This is a genomic window from Streptomyces sp. NPDC001406, assembly GCF_042895285.1.
Lineage (GTDB): Bacteria > Actinomycetota > Actinomycetes > Streptomycetales > Streptomycetaceae > Streptomyces.
In genome coordinates this window covers 741,411-765,171 of record NZ_JBIAWG010000001.1, presented here as the reverse complement: position 1 = coordinate 765,171, position 23,761 = coordinate 741,411, and the positions used below count along the sequence as shown (strand labels likewise).

Genomic DNA, 23,761 nt, shown 5'->3' with positions numbered 1-23,761 from the left:
CCGTCCCGCACCAAGCGCCCGTACAGCGATGAAAGGACTCGAACTCCCTTGAATTCTTTACGTGTTCGGATCGGCGTCCTCGGACTGGCCCTGATGGCGGGGCTGGCGGCCCCCACGACGACGGCGTCCGCCGGCACGGCCCCGGCGCCGACCGTCGAGGAACAGCGGCTCGACAGGGCCGTGCCCCAGGAGATCCTGCGGCGCTCGGGATTCGACACCGTGGCCCCGGAGCTGGCCCGCGCGCTCGATTCCGCGCACTCCTACGCCCAGGCCCGGCGCCTCGTCGTACGGGAGGGATCGGAGCTGTGGCGGCGGGCGGTCGAGCGGGCGCAGGGGCGCGGGCCCGCGGGCGGTGACCTCAGCCGGGACGACGACCGGCCGCTGTACTGGGCCCGGCTGGGTATGACCCGGGAAGTGCGCACATGGGAGCCGGAGTTCGGGCTGTCGCAGGCGCAACGCTCGGCGTTGCTCTCGGAGTTGGAGCGGACCTCACGCGGCCAGACCGACATCCGTTATCCGCACGGCAAGGGCGTCCGGCGCATCCTGGTCACCGGCTTCGACCCGTTCACCCTCGACCGGGACATCCGTATCTCCAACCCGTCCGGAGCCACCGCGCTCGCGCTCGACGGCACGGTGATCGAGACGGCGGACGGTCCGGCGCGCGTGGAGACGGCCGTGTTCCCGGTGCGCTGGCAGGACTTCACGGACAGGGCGGTGGAGCGGACGCTGCGGCCGTACCTGCCGAAGGTCGACCTCTTCACGACCGTGAGCCAGGGCCGGGTGGGGCGCTTCGACATCGAGCGCACCAACGGGGCCTGGCGGGGCGGCTTCCCCGACAACGACAACGTCGGCCGGACGGAGACGGTCCCGGTCACCGACCCGGCCTCGCAGCCGCAGTGGACGACCACGACGCTGCCGTACACGGCGATCGTGGCCGCGCGCACCGGGCGCTTCCCCGTCTACGACCACACGGAGGTGACCGAGATCCCGGCGGGCGGCACCTCTCCCGTCGTACGCGCCGACGGCCCGACTCCCGGCTCGGTGGCCCGGGCCGGCGGCGGTGGCGACTACCTCTCCAACGAGATCGCCTACCGCGCGACGCTGCTGAGGGACCGTCTGGGCCTGCACGACAGCCTGCCCGGCGGCCATGTCCACACCCCCGTGCTGCAGTTCGGCACCGGAAACACGGACCCGGCGTCCGGCACGGTCACGGACCCGGAGTTCGTGCGGAACCGGCTCGACATCATCGACCAGGTGCGGTCGATCGTGACGGTGGCGGCGGACGCCGCGTTCAGGAGGTGACCTGCTCCCCCTCGGTGTCGTCCGTGTCCTGGTCCGCGTCCTCGTCGGTCTCCTCGCCCAGCAGGTCCCGTGCCAGCAGCGTCGCCCCGGCGACCGCGCCCGGCATCAGGAAGACCGCGACGAACGGGACCAGGAAGGCCAGGCCGAGGGGGATGCCGAAGCCCCAGACCAGGGTCTTGCGGGAGCGGAGCAGGGTGAGGCGGGCGCGCAGCCCGACGCCCCGGCGCTGCAGGGCCACGGCGGCGAGTTCCTCGGTGAGGAAGAAGCCGGTGACGAAGAACCCGAGCACCGGTACGGCCGTCTGGCCGACGAACGGCAGGAATCCGAGGGCGAACAGCAGTACGCCCCAGACGGCGGCGCGGATCAGGACGCGGAGGCTGTCACGGGCCGAGATCCACAGTTCGCGCCACAGGGGGAGGCCCGACTCGGGTGCCGTGCCGTCGGGCGACACGTCCCGGTCGACCTTCTCGGAGAGGTTCTCGTAGAAGGGCTGGCCGATCAGCAGGGTGATCGCGGTGAAGGTGAGGACGGCCATCAGGAGGCCCAGGGCGAAGAGCACCGCCGTGAGGAAGCCCCGGAACAGCCCCTGCCAGGGGCTCGACCAGTCGTCGGCGAAGGGCGTGGCCCAGCCGACGACGTCCTCGCCCCAGACGGCCAGCGCGACGAGCGCCGCCGCGTAGAGGATCAGGGTGATCAGGCCGGGCACGAGGCCGAAGCCGTACTGCTTGCCGTGCCGGGCCACCCAGCGATGGCCCTTCAGGAGATGACCGAACCCCGCCCCGAGATCGCGCATGGCGAAAACTTTACCTATCCGTCCAGCATGCGTCGCAGCAGGTCCCGCAGGGACTGCCGCTCCTCGTCGGAGAGGCCGGCCAGGGGCTCGCGGGCGAAGCGCAGGCCGTCGCGGAGGTCCTGGGCGACCCGCCGGCCCTCGTCGGTGGCGGCGGCGAGCTTCACCCGGCGATCGGCCGGGTCGGGACGGCGCTCGACCAGGCCGCGGGACTCCAGGCGGTCCACGATCCCGGTCACGTTCGACGGCTCGCACCTCAGCTTCTGCGCGAGCTTGCGCATCGGCAGCGGCTCCAGGGACAGGAGGCTGAGCAGGCGGGCCTGCGCTCCGGTCAGCGTGTGCTCACCCGCCGCTTCCTCGTAGTCCGCGTAGAACCGGGCCACGACGTCGCCGATCAGCTCGACGACCTCCATGGTCAGCCGGTCGGGGCGGTAGATCTTCTGTGGGGTGGACATGCCCTCAAGAGTACCCGGTTACTTGACATCATGAAATATTCAGGCGCATGGTTGTTTCAGGTACTGAAACAAATCCGAAAGGCACTGTCATGATCAACCGCGAATGGCACCTCCTCAGCCGTCCCGTCGGCTGGCCGAAGCCCGAGGACTTCGCCCTGGTCGAGGCGGAGGTCCCGACGCCGGGCGAGGGCCAGGTGCTGGTGCGGAACAAGTACCTCTCGGTCGACCCGTACATGCGCGGCCGGATGAGTGCCGCCAAGTCGTACGCGGCCCCCTACGAACTGGGCAAGGTCATGCAGGGCGGCGCGGTCGGCGAGGTCGTGGCCTCCAACGCCGAGGGGATCTCGGTCGGCGACCACGTCCTGCACTTCTTCGGCTGGCGCGAGTACGCGGCCATTGACGCGAAGAACGCCGTCAAGGTCGACCCCGCGGCCGCGCCCCTGTCGACATATCTCGGCGTCCTCGGCATGACCGGCCTCACCGCCTACGCCGGTCTGCTGCGCACCGCCTCCTTCAAGGAGGGCGACAGCGTCTTCGTCTCCGGCGCCGCGGGTGCCGTGGGCAGCCAGGTCGGCCAGATCGCCAAGCTCAAGGGTGCCTCGCGGGTCATCGGCTCCGCCGGGTCCGACGAGAAGGTCAAGCTGCTGGTGGAGGAGTACGGCTTCGACGCCGCCTTCAACTACAAGAACGGCCCGGTGGCCGAGCAGCTGCGCGAGGCGGCTCCCGACGGCATCGACGTCTACTTCGACAACGTCGGCGGCGACCACCTGGAGGCGGCCATCGGGTCGCTGAACCAGGGCGGCCGGATCGCCGTCTGCGGAATGATCTCCGTCTACAACAACACCGAGCCCGCCCCCGGCCCGAGGAACCTCACGCGGCTCATCCAGACCCGTGGCCGTATCGAGGGCTTCCTGGTCGGCGACCACTACGACCTGCAGCCGCAGTTCGTGGCCGAGGTCGGCCCGTGGGTGGCGTCGGGGCAGCTGAAGTACCGCGAGACCGTCGTCGAGGGCATCGAGAACAACCTGGAGGCGTTCCTCGGGGTCCTGCGCGGCGACAACACCGGGAAGATGATCGTCAAGCTGTAGGGCCTTCCCCGCTGTTTTCGGCATGCGGTAACTTCTTTCCGAAATCCATGGGGATCGTGGGCGCGAGTCGCCATGGACCGAGGAGAGAGACAACCGCATGCCCATTCAGCAGTCCGACGTCCTGTACACCGCCGTCGCCACCGCCGAGAACGGCCGCGACGGGCGGGTCGCCACCGACGACGGCCGACTCGACGTGGTCGTGAACCCGCCGGCGGAGATGGGCGGCAGCGGCGCGGGCACCAACCCGGAGCAGCTGTTCGCCGCCGGCTACAGCGCCTGTTTCCAGGGCGCCCTCGGTGTCGTCGCCCGCCAGGAGGGCGCCGACATCTCCGGTTCGACGGTCACCGCCAGGGTCGGCATCGGCAGGAACGACGACGGCTTCGGGATCATCGTCGAGATATCGGCGGTGATCCCGAACGTCGATGCGGACACGGCGCGGAGCCTGGTGGCGAAGGCTCACCAGGTGTGCCCTTACTCGAAGGCCACGCGGGGGAACATCACGGTCACGCTCGCCTAGTCCGGCGAGAACGTGACCGTGCTCGGATCTGCGGGCCTCCGTCAGATGTCGAGTGCCGCTCTGTGCACCGCCCTTGCCATGCGGTCGTTCTCCGGGGCCGCGCCGCCCGGGAAGGCGAAGCGGCGGCGGGTGTAGCCGTAGGCCAGGCCGGTGCGGGGGTCGGCGAAGGACTGGGAGCCCGCCGCGCCGCTGTGGCCGATGGCGCCGGCGCCCAGGAACGGGTGCCAGGTGTCGGCGGTCGCCTGGAAGCCGAGGCCGAACGCTTTGTGCGCCCGCGCCACCAGGTCGTGGCCGACGGAGTGGAACTGGCCGAACTCCGCCACCGTGTCCGGTTTCAGCAGCGGTGCCTTCCCGTCGACCTCGCTGATCATCGCCGCGTACAGCCCGGCGAGCCCGCGTGCCGAGGCGACCCCGCCGACCGACGCCGGGCCCTTGGCGCGGATCAGGCGGTCGTTGGGGAGGGACTCCAGGTCGGTCGGCTCGGGAGCGTGGCCGTTGAAGGCGATGGACGCGAGGGTGTGCGGTCCGCTCGGCTGCGCGTCGAGCAGGGACTGCTGCTCGGCGGTCGGCAGCATCGGCTGGGTGGTGCGGAAGCGTGGCTCGCGGGAGGCGGGCAGGCCCAGGTAGAGGTCCAGGCCGTAGGGGGCACGGACCCGCTCCTCGTGCAGCTCCTGGATCGTACGGCCCGTCGCGCGCCGTACGACCTCGCCGGTGAGCGCGCCGATGACCAGGGCGTGGTGGCCGAAGGCCGTGCCTGGCCGCCAGAACGGCCGCTGGTCGGCGAGGCGTTCGGCGATCGCGCGGTCGTCGGCCAGCTCCGCCGGTGTGAAGCCGGAGTCGGTGCCGACCAGGCCCGCCCGGTGCGCCAGCAGGTCGCGCAGGGTCAGTGAGCCCTTGCCCTCCGCGGCGAACTCGGGCCAGTAGTAGGTGACTTTGCGGTCCAGTTCCAGTGTGCCGTCCTGCACGAGCATCGCCACCACGAGATGGGCGGCACCCTTGGTGGAGGAGAACACGCCGTAGAGGGAATCCCCGTCGGCGTCCTGCCCCGCCCACAGGTCGACGACCCTCCGCCCGTTGACGTACGCGCACAACTGACCTTCGTAGTCTGCTCGTTCACCGGCGACGAACGCGGCGAACTCCTCGCGCACCTGCTCGAAGCCATCGGCGACCGTGCCGTGGACGGTGATCTCCTGTGTCATCCGCTCTCCTCAACCGAGCCGCTGCTCACTGCTCCCACCGTGCAGAGATCGGTACGGCGAGACGTACCTGTTCGACTCAACAGCAACAAGGGGGGTCTCGGTGTCACCGATGCCCCGGATGGCCGATGGCGCAGGGGGCGCACGGGGCATGCTGGGGTCGGGTGCACGCGAGACGCGGGCCGAGGAGAGGCGGGGGCCATGGCGACGATTCCTTCACTCCCCAGCAGGGACGACATGCTGCGCATGGCACGCAGCACCACCGACATCACCGGCCAACTCCTGGACACGGCCGGGAACATCACCAGAATCGCGATCAACACCCTGGATCCACGGGACGGTTCGGGCACCGAGCTGTTGCGGGTGTTACGGCAGACCACGGCGGAGCTGGCGGAGGCGAGTGGGTCACCGCAGGCGCAGGAGGCGTTCTACCGGATCGTCGACACGCTGACCCGGCTGGGTACGAGCGGCGCGCCGCTGGCGGTGCACCCGGTGAGCGAACCGGCCCAGGCCCTGCTCGCCGCCCTCGGCGACAGCCTGCTGCCGGTGCTGGACGCGGTGGAGCCGGCCGTGGAGGAGGTGGCCGCGGCGGTCGGGGAGCTGGCCGAGGCGATGTCCCCGCTGCTGCCCACGGCGGCGGGCCTGGGAGCGGGTGTCCTCTTGGCACTCACCCCGGTGCTCCGCGCGGCGGCCGAGGTCCTGCGGGACTCCTCCCCCGAACTGCGCCGCATCGCGGACGCCCTCGCCGCGGCGGTGGCTCCCCTGATGCCCCTCCAGGTGGCCCTGGCCGAGAGGGCGGCCAAGGCGGGCGTGAGCGTCGTCCGCGCCACGCTGCCACCCCTGGCCGACCTGACCGAGGCGGCAGCGGCAACGACGAAGGCGGCCCACCCGCTACTGATAGCGGGCGAGGAACTGTTGGTCGCCGCCCTGGAACACCTCCAGCCCCTCCTCCTGTCCACGGCAACCCACACGGGCCGCGTGGCCCGCGCGGCAGCGGTACGGGTATCGGCGGCGGCGAACCCGGCGGCGGACCGGGGGGTGGTCGTGGCGGTCACCCCTGCGTAGCCGCTCCGCTCGATTCGCAGAACGGAACACCGAGGGCAACGCCGAGGGAGCTGCGGCCGGGGCGGGTGTCGTCGGGGCCGCGGCGGGGTGGTCACCGACCACGCGACCGCCATACCCGGCGACGCCGAACCCCGCTCGCCCGCGGCAGCAGCGGCCAACCGGCCCGCGCTCGAAGCACACACCGTCAAGACCCCGGGCGGAGTAGTCACCCACCACGCGACCGCCATACCCGGCGACGCCGAACCCCGCTCGCCCGCGGCAGCAGCGACCAACCGACCGGCGGTCGAAGCAGGCATCGTCGGGGCCGCGGCGGGGTGGTCACCGACCACACGACCGCCATACCCGGCGACGCCGAACCCCGCTCGCCCGCGGCAGCAGCGCCCGACCGGCCCGCGCTCGGAGCACACGCCGTCAGGACCGCGGGCGGAGTGGTCGCCGGCCGTGCGCCCCCGTGCCCATTGCAGTCCCGTCGGCTACCTCACGTGCACCACCACAAGAACCGTTTGCATGTCTGGGTCGGGGATGGGTGGGTGGTCGGGGCTGAGGTCGGCTGGGCCGTGGTCGGGGTGGGGGCCGGCTGGGCCGTGGTCGTGGCGGTCGGGCGGGATGTTGCAGTGCCCGAGCCAGTGGCCGACGAGTCGTCGGACTTGTCCGTCGCCTTGTCGGACGGGGACTTGGATGCGGTGTCCTTGTCGGACTTCGAGGCCGACGGGGAGGCGGAGGTGGTCGGGGAGGTGCCCGCTCCCGATGAGCCGCCGGACGCGTCGTCCAGGGGCTTGGCGGTCTTGCCGGCCTTCGCGGACGAGGAGCCGCCGTCCGTCGTCTCGCCTCCGGCCGTGGCCGGTTTCGGGCTGGAGAACGGGGCGTCGATGCCCAGTTCGGCAAGGCTCAGGCCACCAGCCGCGAGGACGAACCCCGCGGTGATCAGAATCGTGCGGCGCCGCCGTCGGCGGTGGGCCGCGGCCTTGCGGTCGCGACGGCTCGCGTCGGCGCCGGCCGGGCCCTCGGCGGCGCCTCCGCGCGCCCGTCCGCGGCCTCGGCCACGTCCCTGCTCGCGGCGCCGGGCCGCGCGTCCCTGCGGCTCGTTCTCATCGCTGCCACCGTCGCCGTCGCCGTCCTCGTCGCCCTCGTCGTCGTAACCGTCGTACGGGGACTCGTCCTTGTACTCGTACGGATCCTGAGGGAGCGCGTCCGTTTCCTGCTGATACGCGCGTAGCTTTTCGACGGGTGTGCCGCACCCCGGGCAGGCGAGGGCGCCGTTGAGGTGCCGTCGGCACGGGTGGCAGTAGTCCATGACGCCGGAAGACTAAGTTCCGCACCGGTCACGTTCCTAGGCACCACTGTGAAGGTTCTGTGGGAGATCGAAAAAGCTCTCGAAAGCCTTGTCGAAACCGTTACCTGTTCGACCCATTGACACCCCCGCCGCCCCGTCCTTACTGTCACGCCAGCATTTCGAACGTGTGACGAAATCTCGAACAGCTGAGAGGCAACTGCCGTGCGCATCACCGGAATCAGCACACACGTGGTGGGGACGCCGTGGCGCAACCTGACCTACGTACAGGTGCACACCGACGAGGGGATCACGGGAGTCGGCGAGACCCGGATGCTCGGTCACACCGACGCGCTGATCGGCTATCTGCGGGAGGCCGAGGCCAACCACATTCTCGGTTCGGACCCGTTCGCTGTCGAGGACCTCGTGCGCCGTATGAAGTACGGCGACTTCGGCCGGGCGGGTGAAATCGTGATGTCCGGCATCGCGGTCGTGGAGATGGCCTGCTGGGACATCAAGGGCAAGGCGCTGGGCGTCCCGGTCTGGCAGCTGCTCGGCGGCAAGGTGACCGACAAGGTCAAGGCGTACGCCAACGGCTGGTACACGACGGAGCGGTCCCCGGAGGCCTACCACAAGGCCGCCCAGGAGGTCATGGCCCGCGGATACAAGGCCCTCAAGATCGACCCGTTCGGCACCGGGCACTTCGAGCTCGACCACGCGCAGACCCTCTACTCCGTCTCCCTCATCGAGGCGGTGCGCGACGCCATCGGCCCGGACGCCGAGCTGATGCTGGAGATGCACGGCCGCTTCTCCCCCGCCACCGCGGTCCGGCTGGCCAGGGAGCTGGCCCCGTTCAAGCCCGCCTGGCTGGAGGAGCCGGTGCCGCCGGAGAACCTCAAGGCGCTGGAGAAGGTGGCCGCCAAGGTGGACCTGCCGGTCGCGACCGGTGAGCGGATCCACGACCGGATCGAGTTCCGTGAGCTCTTCGAGAGCCAGGCCGTCGACATCATCCAGCCGGACGTCGGCCACATCGGCGGCATCTGGGAGACCCGGAAGCTGGCCGCCACCGCCGAGACCCACTACATGCTCGTCGCCCCCCACAACGTGGGCGGCTCCGTGCTCACCGCGGCCTCCCTCCAGGTCGGGTTCACCTCCCCGAACTTCAAGATCCTGGAGCACTTCAACGACTTCGCCGACGCGGAGATCAAGAAGGTCGTCAGGGGCGCCCCGGAGGTCGTCGACGGGTACTTCCAGCTGTCCGACGCGCCCGGTCTCGGCGTCGAGTTCGACGCGGACGCGGCCGCCGAGTTCCCCCAGCAGCAGGCCCGGTTCGACCTGTGGGCCGACGGCTGGGAGCAGCGCAAGCCGAAGGGTGCCCAGAAGTGAACACCGCCGTCGTCGTCGAAGCACCGGGCGAGCACCACGTCGTCCCGCACGAGCCGCGCGATCCGGGTCCGGGCGAGGCGCTGGTCGCCGTGCACGCCGTCGGCATCTGCGGCAGCGACCGCGAGGTGTACCAGGGCAACCGGCCCGAGGGGTACGTCCGTTACCCGCTGACGCCCGGCCACGAGTGGTCCGGCACGGTGTGGTCGGTGGGTGCCGGGGTGCCGGACTCCCTGGTCGGCCGCAAGGTGGTCGGCGAGGGCTTCCGCAACTGCCAGGTGTGCGACCGCTGCCACGCGGGCGAGACCACCCTGTGCACCGCGGGGTACGAGGAGACCGGCTTCACCCAGCCGGGCGCCATGGCCACCACGCTCACCCTCCCGGCCCGGCTGCTGCACGTCCTGCCGGACGAGGCGGACCTCACCGCCGCCGCCCTCCTGGAGCCGGCCGCCTGTATCGCGGCCGCCGCGCTCAAGGGGAACGCCAAGCCGGGCGAGCGGGTCGCGGTGGTCGGCACCGGGACGCTGGGGATGTTCGCGGTGCAGTTCCTGACGGCCGTCTCGCCGTCGGAGCTGCTGGTCGTGGGCACCCGCAACGACCGGGAGGCGCTGTCCAGGCGATTCGGGGCCAGTGACTTCCGCACGAAGGACCAGGAGCTCCCCGACGACTTCGACGTCGTCATCGAGACCGCCGGGTCCGCGTCCGCCGCGCGCACCGCCGCCTCCCTGCTCAGGCGCGGCGGACGCCTGGTCCTGACGGGCATCCCGGCGCCGGGTGCCGAGGGTCTCGACCCGACCGATCTGGTCGTACGGCAGCTGGAGGTGCACACCGTCTTCGGGGCGCCGCCGGACGCCTGGGCGCACGCGGTACGGGTGTTCGGCGCCGGGTTGCTCGACCCGCTGCCCCTGGTCACGCACGAGCTGCCGCTGACCGAGTTCTCGCAGGCCATCGAGCTGGTGGGAGCCGGCGATCCGAAGGTCGGCAAGGTGCTGCTCCGCCCCTAGCCGTACGCCGGTCACGGCGTTACCTGACGGCGCCGTGACCGGCGTACCACCAAGCCCTTTTCATACCCAGAGCCGCGAACCTTGTCCGAAATATCGAACACGAAGGACAGCTTGTGACCGACGCATCCGCCACGGCAGCCCGCCGGCCCGGTGAGCAGGCGCTCACCACCCTGGGCCTGGGCGCGCCCGCCCTCGATCCCGCCGACACCTCCGCGCACACCTTCCCGGGCGGCGGCCGCTGGCGCACCGAGATCCCCTCGTGCGAGGGTCCCGAGGCGCTGGCGGTCGTCCTCAAGGAGTCCTCCCGGCTCGACGTGCCGATCCACCGGATCAGCCAGGGCAGCGGCGTGTGGATGCTCACCGACGCCGAGATCACCGAGATGGTCGAGGCCACCGACGAACGCGACATAGAACTCTGCCTGTTCACCGGCCCGCGCGGCACCTGGGACATCGGCGGCTCGGTGCGCACCGACTCACGCGGCGGCGGTCTGCGCGCCCGGGGCCACGACGCGGTCGCCGGATGCGTCGAAGACGCCGTCCGGGCCACCGAGCTGGGCGTCAAGTGCCTGCTGGTCGCCGACGAGGGCGTGCTGTGGACCCTGCACCGGGCACGCGAGAGCGGCATCATCCCGGCCGACACCACGCTCAAGGTCTCGGCACTGATCGGACCCGTCAACCCGGCGTCGTACGCGGTGTACGAGCGCCTCGGCGCCGACTCCCTCAATGTGCCGAGCGATCTGACGCTCGATCATCTGACCGAGATCCGCCGGGTGTCCGCCGCCCCCATGGACATGTACATCGAGGCCCCCGACGACCTCGGCGGATACATCCGGATGTACGAGGTCGCCGAGCTGATCCGGCGCGGCGCACCGCTCTATCTGAAGTTCGGTCTGTCCAAGGCTCCCGGCATCTACCCGTGGGGCACCCATCTGCGGGACGTGACCCTGGACACCGCCCGGGAGCGGGTGCGGCGCGGCCGCCTCGCCCTGGATCTGCTCGCCCGGCACGGCGCGGACGGCGACATGGCGCCGCTCGGCTCCCGGTTGCCCGGACCGCTCAACCGCTTTCCCACCGGCGCCTGAACGGCCGCCGAAGGCACCGCCCGCAATCCCGCCCGCCCGCCCGCACCGACTCTCCACGTCGAGAAGAACAAGGACTGATCACATGCGCAACCGCAGAGCCGCCCTCGCCGTCATGGCCTCGGCCGCCTCCCTCGCCCTCACCCTGTCCGCCTGCGGCCAGAACAGCGAGGGCGGCAGCAAGGACAAGGGCGGCAGCGTCAAGGGGGCCACCATCGGCATCGCGATGCCGACCAAGTCCTCCGAGCGCTGGATATCCGACGGCAAGAACGTCGTCAAGAACCTGGAGTCCAAGGGCTACAAGACCAAGCTGGTCTTCGGCGAGGACGACCCCGACCAGCAGGTCTCGCAGATCGAGAACCTGATCACCCAGGGCGTCAAGGGCCTGATCGTCGCGGCGATCGACAACAAGTCCCTGAACAACGTGCTCCAGGAGGCCGCGGACGCCAACATCCCGGTCATCGCCTACGACCGGCTGATCCTCGGCACCAAGAACGTCGACTACTACGCCTCCTTCGACAACAGCAAGGTCGGCGAGCTCCAGGCCAACTACATCGTCGACAAGCTGGGCCTGAAGAGCGGCAAGGGCCCCTTCAACATCGAGCTGTTCGCCGGATCCAACGACGACAACAACACCAAGTACTTCTTCAACGGCGCGATGAGCGTCCTGAAGCCGTACATCGACAGCAAGAAGCTGGTCGTCCGCTCCGGCCAGACCGAGCTCACCAAGGTCACCACCCTGCGCTGGGACGGCGCCACCGCCCAGAAGCGCATGGACGACATCCTGACCTCGTCCTACAAGAGCCAGCGGGTCGACGCGGTCCTCTCCCCGTACGACGGCATCTCCATCGGCATCCTGTCCTCGCTGAAGTCCGACGGCTACGGCTCCAAGAGCAAGCCGCTGCCGGTCATCACCGGCCAGGACGCGGAGCTGGCCTCGGTGAAGTCGATCATCGCCGGTGAGCAGACGCAGACCGTCTACAAGGACACCCGCAAGCTCGCCGATGTCGCCGCGACCATGGTCGACGACACCCTCAAGGGCAAGAAGCCCGAGGTCAACGACACCAAGACCTATGACAACGGCACCAAGGTCGTGCCCTCCTACCTGCTCCAGCCGGTCAGCGTCGACAAGACCAACTACGAGGACGTGCTGGTCAAGGGCGGCTACTACACCGACGCCGAGCTCAAGTAGTCCGGACGCACCCGACCCCGACAACACTGATTGGAAGGCACGACCATGGCGGGACCCGTCCTGGAAATGCGCTCGATCGTCAAGACCTTTCCCGGTGTCAAAGCGCTCTCGGACGTCACGCTGACCGTCCGCCAGGGCGAGGTCCACGCCATCTGCGGTGAGAACGGCGCCGGGAAGTCCACCTTGATGAAGGTGCTCTCCGGCGTCCATCCGCACGGCACGTACGAGGGCGAGATCCTCTTCGAGGGAGAGGTCTGCCGCTTCAAGGACATCCGGGCGAGCGAGCACCACGGCATCGTCATCATCCACCAGGAGCTGGCGCTGGTGCCGTACCTCTCCGTCGCGGAGAACATCTTCCTCGGCAACGAGCACGCCAGGCGCGGGCTCATCAACTGGAACGAGACCCTCAGGCACGCCACCGAACTGCTGCGCCGGGTCGGTCTCGACGAGCATCCGGAGACCCGGGTCGCCGACATCGGCGTCGGCAAGCAGCAGCTCGTGGAGATCGCCAAGGCGCTGTCGAAGTCGGTCAAGCTCCTCATCCTCGACGAGCCGACGGCGGCCCTGAACGACGAGGACAGCGGCAAGCTCCTGGACCTCATCCTGGAGCTGAAGAACCAGGGCATCACCTCGATCATCATCTCCCACAAGCTCAACGAGATCCGCAAGGTCGCCGACTCGGTGACGATCATCCGCGACGGGAGGTCCATCGAGACGCTGGACGTGAAGGCCGCGGAGACCACCGAGGAGCGGATCATCGCCGGCATGGTGGGCCGCGACCTGGACCACCGCTTCCCCGAGCGCACCCCGCACGAGGCGGAGGAGGGCGCGGCCCCGGCGCTGGAGATCCGCAACTGGACCGTGCACCATCCGATCGACCAGCAGCGCAAGGTGGTCGACGACGTGTCGATCCAGGTGCGCCGCGGGGAGATCGTCGGCATCGCGGGCCTGATGGGCGCCGGCCGCACCGAGCTCGCGATGAGCGTCTTCGGGCGGACGTACGGCCGGTACGCGGGCGGCACGGTCCTCAAGGACGGCAAGGAGATCCGTACGAAGTCCGTCGCCGAGGCGGTGGACCACGGGATCGCGTACGTCACCGAGGACCGCAAGCACTACGGCCTCAACCTCATCGACACCATCAACCGCAACATCTCGCTGACCGCGCTGGGGAAGGTCGCCAAGCGGGGGATCGTCGACGAGCACGAGGAGCGGCAGGTCTCCGAGGGCTACCGCAAGTCCATGAACATCAAGGCGCCGACCGTCTTCGAGCCGGTGGGCAAGCTGTCCGGCGGCAACCAGCAGAAGGTCGTCCTGAGCAAGTGGATCTTCGCAGGCCCGGACGTGCTGATCCTGGACGAGCCCACGCGCGGCATCGACGTGGGCGCCAAGTACGAGATCTACACGGTCATCGACCAGCTGGCCGCCCAGGGCAAGGCGGTCGTCTTCATCTCCTCCGAGCTGCCCGAGCTGCTCGGTATGTGCGACCGCATCTACACGATGGCCGCGGGACGGCTGACCGGTGAGGTGCCACGGGCCGAGGCCACGCAGGAAGTGCTGATGCGTCATATGACGAAGGACAAAGAGGTAACGCGATGAGCACGGATGTCACCGCCAAGAGCCCGGCCCCCGCGCCGCCGGGCAAGAGCGGGCCGGCCACGGGCGGGGGTCTGCTCGGGCTGATGCTGGACGGCCTGCGCCGCAACATGCGGCAGTACGGCATGCTGATCGCCCTCGGCCTGATCGTCGTGCTCTTCGCGATCTGGACCGACGGGGACCTGCTGCTGCCGCGCAACGTCTCCAACCTGGTGCTGCAGAACAGCTACATCCTGATCCTCGCGATCGGCATGATGCTGGTGATCATCGCGGGCCACATCGATCTGTCGGTCGGCTCACTGACCGCGTTCGTGGGTGCCTTCGCGGCCGTGCTGACGGTGCAGCACGGCATGGCCTGGCCGCTCGCCCTGGTGCTGTGTCTGCTGGTGGGCGCGGTCGCGGGCTCGGCCCAGGGGTTCCTGATCGCGTATCTCGGCATACCGTCCTTCATCGTCACCCTCGCCGGGATGCTGCTCTTCCGGGGTCTGACCGAGATCCTGCTCCAGGGCCAGACCCTCGGCCCGTTCCCCGACGGTCTGCAGAAGATGGGCAACGGCTTCCTGCCCGAGGCCGGCCCGAACACCAACTACCACAACCTCACGCTGCTCCTCGGCCTCGTGCTGATCGTCGCCGTGGTGTGGCAGGAGGTGCGGGACCGCGGCCGTCAGCAGGAGTTCGCGCTGGAGGTGCTGCCCGGCCGTCTCTTCCTGCTGAAGCTGGTCGCCCTGGTCGCCGCGATCCTCACCCTGACGATGCTGCTCGCCAGCTACAAGGGCGCGCCGATCGTGCTGATCATCCTCGGCGCGCTGGTGGTCGGCTACGGCTACATCATGCGCAACGCCGTCTTCGGCCGTCACATCTACGCGATCGGCGGCAACCTGCCGGCGGCCAAGCTGTCCGGCGTCAAGGACAAGAAGGTCACCTTCTATGTCTTCCTGAACATGGGCGTGCTCGCGGCCCTGGCGGGTCTGGTGGTCGCCGCCCGTCTGAACGCGGCCTCGCCGAAGGCGGGCGTCAACTTCGAACTGGAGGCGATCGCCTCCTCGTTCATCGGTGGCGCGTCCATGAGCGGCGGTGTCGGCACCGTCCTCGGCGCCATCATCGGCGGTCTCGTCCTCGGCGTGCTGAACAACGGCATGAACCTCCTCAGCGTCGGCACCGACTGGCAACAGGTCATCAAGGGCCTCGCCCTTCTGGTGGCGGTCGGCTTCGATGTGTGGAACAAGCGCAAGTCCGGTTCGTAAGTAGCTCGGGCCCCGCCGGAAACGGCGGGGCCCCTCCCTTTACAGGAGCCGCATATGGAACTGAACAGACGTACGGTCATAGCGGGCGCCGCGGCCGCGGGTCTCGCCGCGACCACCCTCGGGGGCACCGCCGAGGCCGCCGGCGGCAGGCTGCCGAAGAAGTCGCTCTTCGGGAAGCTCGCCGACGGCACCAAGGTGTACCGCTGGTCGCTGGAGAACGGCGGCACCCGGCTGAAGGTCCTCAACTGGGGCGGTGTCGTCCAGTGCCTGGAACTGCCCGACCGGCACGGCCACTACGCCAACGTCTCGCTGGGCTTCGACAACATCGACGACTACGTGGCGAAGACGCCGTACTTCGGCGCCCTGATCGGCCGCTACGGCAACCGCATCGGCAAGGGACAGTTCACCCTGGACGGCAAGTCCTACCAGCTGTCCGTGAACGACGGTGTGAACAGCCTGCACGGCGGGGCCAAGGGCTTCGACAAGCACATCTGGGACATCGAGCCGTTCACCAAGGGCTCCGACGTCGGCCTGCATCTGTACTACACCAGCGTCGACGGCGAGATGGGCTACCCGGGCACGCTCCGGACGAAGGTGACGTACACCCTCACCCGGCACGGCGACTGGCGCATCGACTACGAGGCCACCACCGACAAGGCCACCGTCGTCAACCTCACCAGCCACGTCTACTGGAACCTGGCCGGCGAGGGCAGCGGCACGATCGAGAACCACGAGCTCACGATCGCCGCCTCCCGCTACACCCCCACCGACACGGGCCTGATCCCCACCGGCGAGCTCGCGAGGGTCCACGGCACCCCCTTCGACTTCCGCAAGGCCAAGACGATCGGCCGCGACATCCGCGCCGGCCACGTCCAGCAGGTGCAGGCCAAGGGTTACGACCACAACTGGGCCCTGGACAAGGGCAGTACCGCCGGGCCCGAGCACGTCGCCACCCTGCGCGACCCGCACTCCGGCCGCACCCTGCGGATCGCCACCGACCAGCCGGGCCTGCAGTTCTACTCCGGCAACTTCCTCGACGGCACCCTGACCGGCACCGGCGGCCACACCTACCGCCAGGGCGACGCCCTCTGCCTGGAGACACAGCACTTCCCGGACTCGCCGAACAAGCCCGCGTTCCCGTCGACCGTGCTGCGCCCGGGGCAGACGTACCGGACGACGACGATCCACTCCTTCAACGCCTGAGTGACCTGAGCCACGGGGCCCGTAACGCGGCGCACGGGCCCCGGGTTCCCGAGCACACACTTCTTTCACACGCGTTGAACAGCCAACCAGCCGACTCCGTATAGAGAGGTGGCCCGTGCTCCCCCGCGCGGGCCACCCATAGACGACGAGCCCAGCCGTCCCCGTCGGGCTCGCCTCATACGGAGGTTCCATGGCCGAAAACGTCACCTCGCTGTTCCGCAACACCGCGGCGCACAGCCCGTCGATGGCGGCGCTGACGCGGCAGGGCGGCGACGGGGCCGGGCCGGTGGACTTCTGTATCCCCTGTAATCCGTACTTCCCCACCCCGGCGATGTTCGAGGAGATGTCGGCCCGGTTGCCGGACATCATCACGTACTACCCGAGCAGCGCCGACACCATCACGGCGGAGCTGTGCAGCCTCCTGCAGCTGCCGCCGCAGTGCGTGGCGATGGGCAACGGCTCAACGGAGCTGATCACCTGGATCGACCATCTGCTGGTCCGTGAGTCCCTGGCCGTCCCGGTGCCCACCTTCGGCCGCTGGACGGACCAGCCGATGGAGACCGGCAAGCGCGTCGACATGTTCCCGCTCCAGGAGTCCAGCGGCTTCGCCCTGGACCTCGCGCAGTACGCGGAGTTCATCCGCAAGCGCGGCACCCGCGTGGCCGTCGTCTGCAACCCGAACAACCCCGACGGCGGATTCATCCACCGCCAGGCGCTGGTGCAGTTCATGGACGCGATGGCGGACCTGGACCTGGTGGTGATCGACGAGTCCTTCCTGGAGTTCGCCGACGCCGAGGCCGAGCCGAGCGTCGTGCAGGAGGCGATGCTGCGCCCGAACGTGGTCGTGCTGCGCAGCCTCGGCAAGAACTTCGGACTGCACGGCATACGCTTCGGCTATCTGGTCGCCAACCCGTCCCTGGCGGGCAAGGTCCGCTCCATGCTTCCCAAGTGGAACCTCAACTCCTTTGCCGAGCATGTGGTGTTCATGCTGAAGGAGCACGGCGCGGAGTATGCGCAGAGCCTGCTGCAGGTGCGTCGCGACCGGCTGGAGATGGCCAGCCAGCTGTCCGCGCTGCCGGGTCTGACGGTCTATCCGTCGCAGGGCAACTTCCTCTTCGTGCGCCTGCCCGTCGGCGCCGAGGGCACCGTGGTCCGGGACCGGATGCTCACCGAGCACCGGATCCTGGTCCGTGAGTGCGGCAACAAGATCGGTTCTTCCAGCCGCTTCCTGAGGCTCGTGGTGCGCCCCCAGGTCGACGTGCGTCGCCTGGTGTCCGGCCTGGAGCAGGTGCTCTACGGGTCCAGGAGGGGAGCCGCCGTACCCGAGCTGAGTACAGGGACCAGCTACAGCTCGGGTACGGCGGCGGTGGACCGGCTGGTGAGCGAGACCAACGGCGCCGGGATGCTGGGGCTTGCCGCGCAGGCCATCGGTGCCGGCGCCGCCCCGGGGCCGGTCGCCGCCCCGGCCGCCGGCACCGGCATGCCGCTCCCCGCCGCCGTCCAGCCGGCCGGCGTCGGGATGCCGATGCCGGCGGCAGCCCAGGCCATGCAGCAGCCCATGGCCGCCCCGGCCGCCCCTCCGGCGCCGACCCCCATGCCGACCCCCATGCCAACCGCGATGCCAACCCCGATGCCGGTCCCCACGCCGGTCCCCACACCGGTTCCGGCACCGGTCCCCACGCCGGTGCCGGCGCCGGTCCCCACGCCGGTGCCGGCACCCGCCGCCGCGGTCGCCGGGCCCACCCCTCCCGGGGTCCCGGCCCGCGGCGGCCTCACCGCGGCCCAGGTCCGCGGTATGACGGCCCCGGCCCCGGGGCTGACCCCGGCTCCGGCGACCGGCTGGCCGAACGCCCAGAGCTGGCCGAACGCGGCGGGCATGGGACAGGCGGGCTAGGACCGGCTTCGCACGGCTGTCTCAACGGCATCTTGACGGTCCGTCACTTTGCCGAACTGACAGCCCTTCAACAGCATCCTTTCCTACGGTGCCGTGTTCATGACAGACACATCGGATGCCCGCTCGGTCGGGCGACGCACCGTACTGATCGCCACCGGCACCACGGCCGCCGCCCTGGCCGTGGGAGCCGCCGCGGCACCTGACACCACCGCGCAGACGCCGGACACCGCGCCGGTCGCCGCCGCGGCCGTCTGCACCCTCACGAAGGAGATGACCGAAGGCCCCTACTACCTCGACGGAGCGCTCGTACGCTCCGACGTCACCGAAGGCAAGCCGGGCGCCCCGCTCAAGCTCGCCCTCACCGTCGTGAACTCCGCCTGCACTCCCCTCGGCAACACCCTGGTGGAGATCTGGCACGCCGACGCGCTCGGCGAGTACTCCGGCTACGTCGGCAACAACGGCCACAACGAGTCGGACGACGGCACCTTCCTGCGCGGCGGCGTGCTCACCAACGCCGCAGGCGTCGCCAACCTCACCACGATCTACCCCGGCTGGTACCGGGGCCGCTGTATACACATCCATGTGAAGGTCCACACCGGCGTCACGCTCACCTCGGACGGCTCCTTCACCGGCGGCTCGACCCTGCACACGGGCCAGCTGTTCTTCAGCGAGACGATCACCACGGCGGTCGCCAGGATCTCGCCGTACTCGACCAACACGGTCACCCGTACGACCCTCACCCAGGACTCGATCTACGACGGCGGAGGCGCCTCGTCCGGCCTCCTGACCCTCACCGCCCTGGGCAGCTCGGCCTCCTCCGGCTACAGCGGCAAGCTCACCCTGGGCGTCGACGACTAGCCGGCGCGACACGAGGACCACGAGGCCCGCGCCCTGCCTCACAGGGCGCGGGCTCGTGTGCGTCCCCGGGTGCGGTCGGGGTACGCGTCCCCCGGGTGCGGTCGGGGCCGGGCCATCAGGCCGTCAGGACTTCGCCGGGCATGTCTTCCATGCCATGTGGTACACGGTGCTGATGTCACCGTCCGTCGAGTCCATCGTCATGAAGCTGACCTTGCCGGGGTTGGCGCTGCCGGCGTTGACCCGGAGCTCGGTGTTGATGTTGAAGTTGCGCAGCACCCCGCAGGGCGCCCAGACCAGCTGCGCCCAGTCGGTGCTGTCGGTGGCCTGCCAGTCGTCGTTGTAGGGACCGCTGAACGGGTGGTTCTTGGCCGCGGTGTTCGAGGAGCCCTGGAAGTAGTAGGAGGCTCTCTGGACGCCGCTCGCGCCGGACTGGAGCGAGGCGAAGCCGCGGTAGTCGGCGCTGGCGATGGCGTAGGTGAAGCCCTGTGGGACGTGCACGATCAGGTTGAGCTGGCAGTTCTTGCGGAAGGCCGTGGGGTCGGAGTTGCCGCCGGCCTGGGCGAGGTACTGGCTGTAGGTGACCGTGAAGGCGGTGTTGTCGGGCGAGACGGCGACGGCGGCGGTGCCCTGCGGACAGCCCGAGCCGTTCACTGTGGCGACGTCGATGACGATCTTGTCCGGGGGCGGGTTGTCGATCACGGAGGACGGGCTCTGGCCCGGCAGCGCGGTGGTGAGGAGAGCGGCGACCGCACCGCTCAGAAGGAGTCCACCAGTCATGGTTTCTCCAGTCGTGGAGTGGGGGGTTGAACGCCTCCGGCCCATGAAGAAACTGTGTGGCACCTGTGAAGGCCGGGGCGGCGCTCGCATCGTAGAAAGCCGCACGAGAGCAGGGCAGGTCGAACTCAGGCCATTCACACGAGCGGATTTCACACCCCGCGGTCTGCGCCCTGACTCGGCGAGGAGGAGGACGACGGCACGGTTCCTGCCGCGGCGGCCGGATCGCATCCATATGCGAGCGCACACGGCTGTGACGCTCACCGACGGCTCCTACACCGGCGGGACCATCATCCACACCGGGAAAGTCGCCGACGGCGGCAGGCGAGGTTCAGGGGTTCTCCCAGGACGACGGTTCCGCCGCGAGTCGGCGTACCGGCTCGGGGAGGGTGTTCGTCGTGATGTCGGCGATCGTGACGCCCTCCAGGATCTTGCGCACGTTGGCGCGCAGCGCGATCCACACGGGGAGCAGCGGCTGGGCGGTTCCCGTGTAGGCGAGGCCCGTGGGGCGCTCGCCCCGTACCGAGACGATCGGGCCGTCCACCGCGCGGATGACATCGGCCACCGTGATCTTCGACGCCTCCCGGGCCAGCCGGTAGCCGCCGCCCCCGCCGCGCCGACTGTCCACGATTCCGGCGCGCCTCAGATCCCCCAGGATCCCCTCCAGGAACTTGTGCGGGATGACCTGTTCGGTGGCGATTTCCTCCGCCTTAACCGGGCCTTCACCCTGCCGTACGGCTACCTCCAGTACCGCCCGTACCGCGTAATCCGCCCGTGCCGAGATCCTCATGGGTCCATTGTGGGGCGTACCTCCATGGAGAATGGCCGGACCCGCGCCCCGAAGATCGCCCGGGAGGATCCCTTGGCGCTCAGCAGACGTTCATTCAGTGCCCTCGCCGGCTCGGCCGCGCTCGGGTTCGCCCTGGGCGGCAGCGGCGGCCCCGGGGCGCCCTCGGCGTATGCCGCGCGCAGCGTGCCGACCGGCCCGGCCCCCGCCCCGCCGAGCGCCGACGGACGACGGCACACGATCGGGTACGACCACCACTCGCTCGTCGTCGACGGCAGACGGCTGGTCGTGTGGTCCGGCGAGATGCATCCCTTCCGGCTGCCCAGCCCGTCCCTGTGGCGGGACGTGCTGCAGAAGATGCGGGCGCACGGCTACAACGCGGTCAGCATCTATGTGTCGTGGAACTACCACTCCCCCGCTCCCGGCCACTACGACTTCACGGGTGTGCGGGATCTCGATCTGTTCCTGCGCATGGCGGCCGAGACCGGGCTGTATGTGATCCTCCGCCCGGGTCCCTACATCAACGCCGAGATCGACGGCGGCGGCTTCCCGGGCTGGCTCACGGCCACACCGGGGACGGCGAGGACGGCCGACCCCACCTATCTGAAGTACGCCGACGAGTGGCTCACCGCGGTGAACCGGATCGCCCGCCGGCATCTGTTCACCGAGGGCACCGGCACGATCCTGCTGTACCAGATCGAGAACGAGTACGACGCCCATGTGAGCGAGCCGACCGGCCGCGACTACATGTCCCATCTGTACCGGAAGGTACGGCGGGACGGGATCGACGTCCCCCTCTTCCACAACGACAAGGGCAGGAACGGCTACTGGATCCCCGGCACCTTCGACACCGGTGGTGAGAAGGGGAACTGGCTGTACGGCTTCGACGGCTATCCGTCGCCCGCCCAGCCGCCGCCGGACTGGGGGCACTTCGGGCCCGGCGGGCTCAAGGGCGGTGCCACGGCCAGTCCGCGCACACCGGGGTTCGTGCCCGAGTTCGGGGGCGGCTGGTTCGACCCGTGGGGCGGGGCGTGGTTCCAGGGGAAGGGGTACGCCGAGTCGCGGCGCACCCGGGACGCGGCCTACGAGCGGCGCTTCTACCTGACCAACCTGGCCAACGGCATCACGCTGCACAACGTCTACATGACCTTCGGCGGCACCTCGTGGGGCTGGTTGCCCGCGCCGGTCGTCTACACGTCGTACGACTACGGCGCGGCCATCGACGAGGCGCGCAACGTCACCGAGAAGATCGCCCCGATGCACCAGCTCGGGCATCTGCTGCAACGTGTGCCCGACTTCGCCAAGCTGGACCGGGCCGAGGACGTGCGGGCCGACGGGCTCAAGGTGTACCACCTCACCAACCCGGACACCGAGGCTCATGTGTACGTCGTGCGCAACGACGGGACGAAGGAGGTCACCTCCAGTCTGCCGACCGCCGAGGGCGACGTCCCGGTCACCGTCCCGGCCCGGGACGCCAAGCTGCTGACGACCGGGCTCTCCCTCGGCAAGCGCAAACTGAGGTACTGCACCGCGCAGCCCATGATGGTCATCAACGCGGGACGCCAGGACATCGCGCTGTTCACCGGGCGGTACGGCGAGATGGCGCGCCTCGTCCTGGAGTGCCCGGTCGAGCCCGTCGTCAACCGGCTGGACCCCGAGGCCGGCTGGGTGTACGACCGCAACGCCCTGTATGTGAACGTGCCCCTCGGCCAGGGCGGGCTCACCCGCGTGCTGGTCGAGCGCGGCGAGAGCGAGACACCGCTGCTGCTGCTGTTCGCCGACGACGCGACCGCCGTGCGCCTGTGGCCGTACGACACCCCGTCCGGCACGGTGTTCGTCTACGGCCCGGCGTTGTTGCGCCACGTCGCGCTGAACGGCTCCACGGTCGAGCTCACCGGCGACACGATCGAGGAGACCGGTCTGGAGGTGTGGGGGCCGCGCGGGATCGAGAGCGTGACGTGGAACGGCCGCCCGGTGCCCACTCGGCTCACCACCTCCAAGAGCCTGTACGCCGAGACGCTGGTGCCGGGCGTGCCCGAGGTGCGGCTGCCCGAGCTGGGCGGCTGGCGCATGCGCACCGAGAACCCGGAGGCCTGGCCGAACTTCGACGACTCCGCGTGGCGGGCCGCCGACCGGACGTCGTCGTACAGCACCACACCGGTGCCGAAGGGACAACCGGTGCTGTTCGCCGACGACTACGGCTTCCACTACGGCGACGTGTGGTACCGCGGCACGTTCACGGACTCGACCGGCATCGAGGAGGTCTCGCTCGGCTACAGCACCGGTACCCAGGGTCTGCTGATGGCATGGCTGGACGGGGAGCCGCTGGGCACGCACCGGATGCCGGTTCCGGACAACAGCACGGTCCGCAAGGGCAGTTGGGCGGCCACGGCCGCCTTCCCGGTGCGCGAGCAGCTGCGTGGTCCCGGCCGGCATGTGCTGTCCGTGCTGGTCCGGCGCATGCAGCACGACCAGGACGGCAAGGCGCTCGACACGCACAAGGTGGCCCGCGGGCTGACGGAGGTTTCCTTCAAGGGGGCCGCGCCGAAGGTCGGTTGGCGTCTGCAGGGCGAGGCGGCCGTCGATCCCGTGCGCGGGCCGCACAACAACGGCGGGCTGTACGGCGAACGGGAGGGCTGGCACCTGCCGGGTCTTTCGGACCGGGACTGGCAGGCCGTGGCCTTCCCGCGCGCCGAGCGGCGGCAGGGCGTGACCTGGTACCGGACCGAGTTCAAACTGGCCGTGCCCGCCGGCATCGACGCCTCGGTCGGGCTCGTTCTGGAGGACGACCCATACCGCTCCTACCGGGCGCAGATCTTCCTCAACGGCTGGAACATGGGCCAGTACATCAACGACGTCGGCCCGCAGCACACCTTCGTCCTGCCGAACGGCATCCTGCGTACCCGGGGCACCAACACCCTGGCCCTGGCGGTGCTGTCCGAGCTGACCACGCAGTCGGGCCCGGGCCGGGTGCGGCTGACGCTGCTGGGCAGCGCGGCCGGAGGAGTGCCGGTGACACCGGTGGCCTCCCCCGGCCGCTGAGGCCCGGGGCCTGGGGGGTGTCGTT

At 69.9% G+C, this 23,761-nt stretch carries 20 protein-coding genes; 14 read left to right on the top strand and 6 right to left on the bottom strand.

What is annotated here, in order from left to right; all coding sequences use genetic code 11:
- The first annotated feature begins 48 nt into the window (after positions 1–48).
- Positions 49–1,302, top strand: a complete 1,254-nt coding sequence (locus ACFY1J_RS03300) for a pyroglutamyl peptidase (protein ID WP_390730490.1) — start codon at positions 49–51, stop codon at positions 1,300–1,302.
- Here the strand turns inward: ACFY1J_RS03300 and ACFY1J_RS03295 are convergent.
- Positions 1,292–2,095 carry an EI24 domain-containing protein gene (locus tag ACFY1J_RS03295; RefSeq protein WP_390730489.1) on the bottom strand — a complete coding sequence of 268 codons (804 nt, stop codon included), beginning with the start codon at positions 2,093–2,095 and terminating at the stop codon, positions 1,292–1,294. The genes ACFY1J_RS03300 and ACFY1J_RS03295 overlap by 11 nt on opposite strands.
- A 14-nt stretch (positions 2,096–2,109) precedes the next feature.
- Complete coding sequence (locus ACFY1J_RS03290) at positions 2,110–2,547, bottom strand: MarR family winged helix-turn-helix transcriptional regulator (protein WP_390706383.1); 438 nt, start codon at positions 2,545–2,547, stop codon at positions 2,110–2,112.
- Between the two features lie 89 nt (positions 2,548–2,636).
- On the opposite strand from ACFY1J_RS03290, the gene ACFY1J_RS03285 reads away from it, so the two are divergent.
- Both ACFY1J_RS03285 and ACFY1J_RS03280 read left to right on the top strand, forming a co-directional pair.
- Positions 2,637–3,635 carry an NADP-dependent oxidoreductase gene (locus tag ACFY1J_RS03285; protein WP_390730488.1) on the top strand — a complete coding sequence of 333 codons (999 nt, stop codon included), beginning with the start codon at positions 2,637–2,639 and terminating at the stop codon, positions 3,633–3,635.
- Between the two features lie 97 nt (positions 3,636–3,732).
- Positions 3,733–4,152: an organic hydroperoxide resistance protein gene (locus ACFY1J_RS03280; protein ID WP_390730487.1), complete on the top strand. Its 420-nt coding sequence runs from the start codon at positions 3,733–3,735 to the stop codon at positions 4,150–4,152.
- Positions 4,153–4,193: 41 nt separating this feature from the next.
- Here ACFY1J_RS03280 and ACFY1J_RS03275 read toward each other — a convergent pair whose 3' ends face one another.
- Entirely contained in the window at positions 4,194–5,351 is a 1,158-nt protein-coding gene (locus ACFY1J_RS03275; protein WP_390706386.1) for a serine hydrolase domain-containing protein, read from the bottom strand.
- 198 nt (positions 5,352–5,549) lie between these two features.
- On the opposite strand from ACFY1J_RS03275, the gene ACFY1J_RS03270 reads away from it, so the two are divergent.
- Positions 5,550–6,413 (top strand): hypothetical protein, encoded by an 864-nt coding sequence (locus ACFY1J_RS03270; protein ID WP_390706387.1) that lies wholly within the window; start codon positions 5,550–5,552, stop codon positions 6,411–6,413.
- 478 nt (positions 6,414–6,891) lie between these two features.
- Here ACFY1J_RS03270 and ACFY1J_RS03265 read toward each other — a convergent pair whose 3' ends face one another.
- Entirely contained in the window at positions 6,892–7,707 is an 816-nt protein-coding gene (locus tag ACFY1J_RS03265; protein WP_390706388.1) for a hypothetical protein, read from the bottom strand.
- Positions 7,708–7,908: 201 nt separating this feature from the next.
- Here ACFY1J_RS03265 and ACFY1J_RS03260 point away from each other — a divergent pair, with 201 nt between their 5' ends.
- The 9 genes from ACFY1J_RS03260 (at position 7,909) to ACFY1J_RS03220 (ending at position 19,133) form a co-directional block, all read left to right on the top strand.
- A complete protein-coding gene (locus tag ACFY1J_RS03260; protein ID WP_363301242.1) occupies positions 7,909–9,069 on the top strand; it encodes a mandelate racemase/muconate lactonizing enzyme family protein in 1,161 nt (386 codons plus the stop codon).
- The gene (locus ACFY1J_RS03255) at positions 9,066–10,070 is read left to right on the top strand and encodes a zinc-binding dehydrogenase (protein ID WP_390706390.1); all 1,005 of its coding nucleotides are present in this window, start codon (positions 9,066–9,068) and stop codon (positions 10,068–10,070) included. The genes ACFY1J_RS03260 and ACFY1J_RS03255 overlap by 4 nt, the downstream gene beginning before the upstream one ends.
- Before the next feature lie 113 nt (positions 10,071–10,183).
- Positions 10,184–11,152, top strand: coding sequence for a hypothetical protein (locus tag ACFY1J_RS03250; protein WP_390706391.1), 969 nt, complete (start codon positions 10,184–10,186; stop codon positions 11,150–11,152).
- 82 nt (positions 11,153–11,234) lie between these two features.
- Positions 11,235–12,341, top strand: a complete 1,107-nt coding sequence (chvE, locus tag ACFY1J_RS03245) for a multiple monosaccharide ABC transporter substrate-binding protein (protein ID WP_390706392.1) — start codon at positions 11,235–11,237, stop codon at positions 12,339–12,341.
- 45 nt (positions 12,342–12,386) lie between these two features.
- Positions 12,387–13,937 (top strand): multiple monosaccharide ABC transporter ATP-binding protein, encoded by a 1,551-nt coding sequence (gene mmsA, locus ACFY1J_RS03240; protein WP_390706393.1) that lies wholly within the window; start codon positions 12,387–12,389, stop codon positions 13,935–13,937.
- The gene (mmsB, locus tag ACFY1J_RS03235) at positions 13,934–15,178 is read left to right on the top strand and encodes a multiple monosaccharide ABC transporter permease (protein ID WP_390706394.1); all 1,245 of its coding nucleotides are present in this window, start codon (positions 13,934–13,936) and stop codon (positions 15,176–15,178) included. Before mmsA ends, mmsB begins: the two co-directional genes overlap by 4 nt.
- A 54-nt stretch (positions 15,179–15,232) precedes the next feature.
- Positions 15,233–16,381 (top strand): aldose epimerase family protein, encoded by a 1,149-nt coding sequence (locus ACFY1J_RS03230; protein WP_390706395.1) that lies wholly within the window; start codon positions 15,233–15,235, stop codon positions 16,379–16,381.
- Between the two features lie 190 nt (positions 16,382–16,571).
- Complete coding sequence (locus ACFY1J_RS03225; protein ID WP_390706396.1) at positions 16,572–18,275, top strand: pyridoxal phosphate-dependent aminotransferase; 1,704 nt, start codon at positions 16,572–16,574, stop codon at positions 18,273–18,275.
- Positions 18,276–18,374: 99 nt separating this feature from the next.
- Entirely contained in the window at positions 18,375–19,133 is a 759-nt protein-coding gene (locus ACFY1J_RS03220; RefSeq protein WP_390706397.1) for an intradiol ring-cleavage dioxygenase, read from the top strand.
- 123 nt (positions 19,134–19,256) lie between these two features.
- Here ACFY1J_RS03220 and ACFY1J_RS03215 read toward each other — a convergent pair whose 3' ends face one another.
- The gene (locus ACFY1J_RS03215) at positions 19,257–19,910 is read right to left on the bottom strand and encodes a DUF4360 domain-containing protein (RefSeq protein WP_390706398.1); all 654 of its coding nucleotides are present in this window, start codon (positions 19,908–19,910) and stop codon (positions 19,257–19,259) included.
- Positions 19,911–20,238: 328 nt separating this feature from the next.
- The gene (locus ACFY1J_RS03210; RefSeq protein WP_390706399.1) at positions 20,239–20,697 is read right to left on the bottom strand and encodes an RrF2 family transcriptional regulator; all 459 of its coding nucleotides are present in this window, start codon (positions 20,695–20,697) and stop codon (positions 20,239–20,241) included.
- 72 nt (positions 20,698–20,769) lie between these two features.
- Between ACFY1J_RS03210 and ACFY1J_RS03205 the strand changes: the two genes are divergently transcribed.
- The gene (locus tag ACFY1J_RS03205; protein ID WP_390730562.1) at positions 20,770–23,736 is read left to right on the top strand and encodes a beta-galactosidase; all 2,967 of its coding nucleotides are present in this window, start codon (positions 20,770–20,772) and stop codon (positions 23,734–23,736) included.
- Positions 23,737–23,761 lie beyond the last annotated feature (25 nt).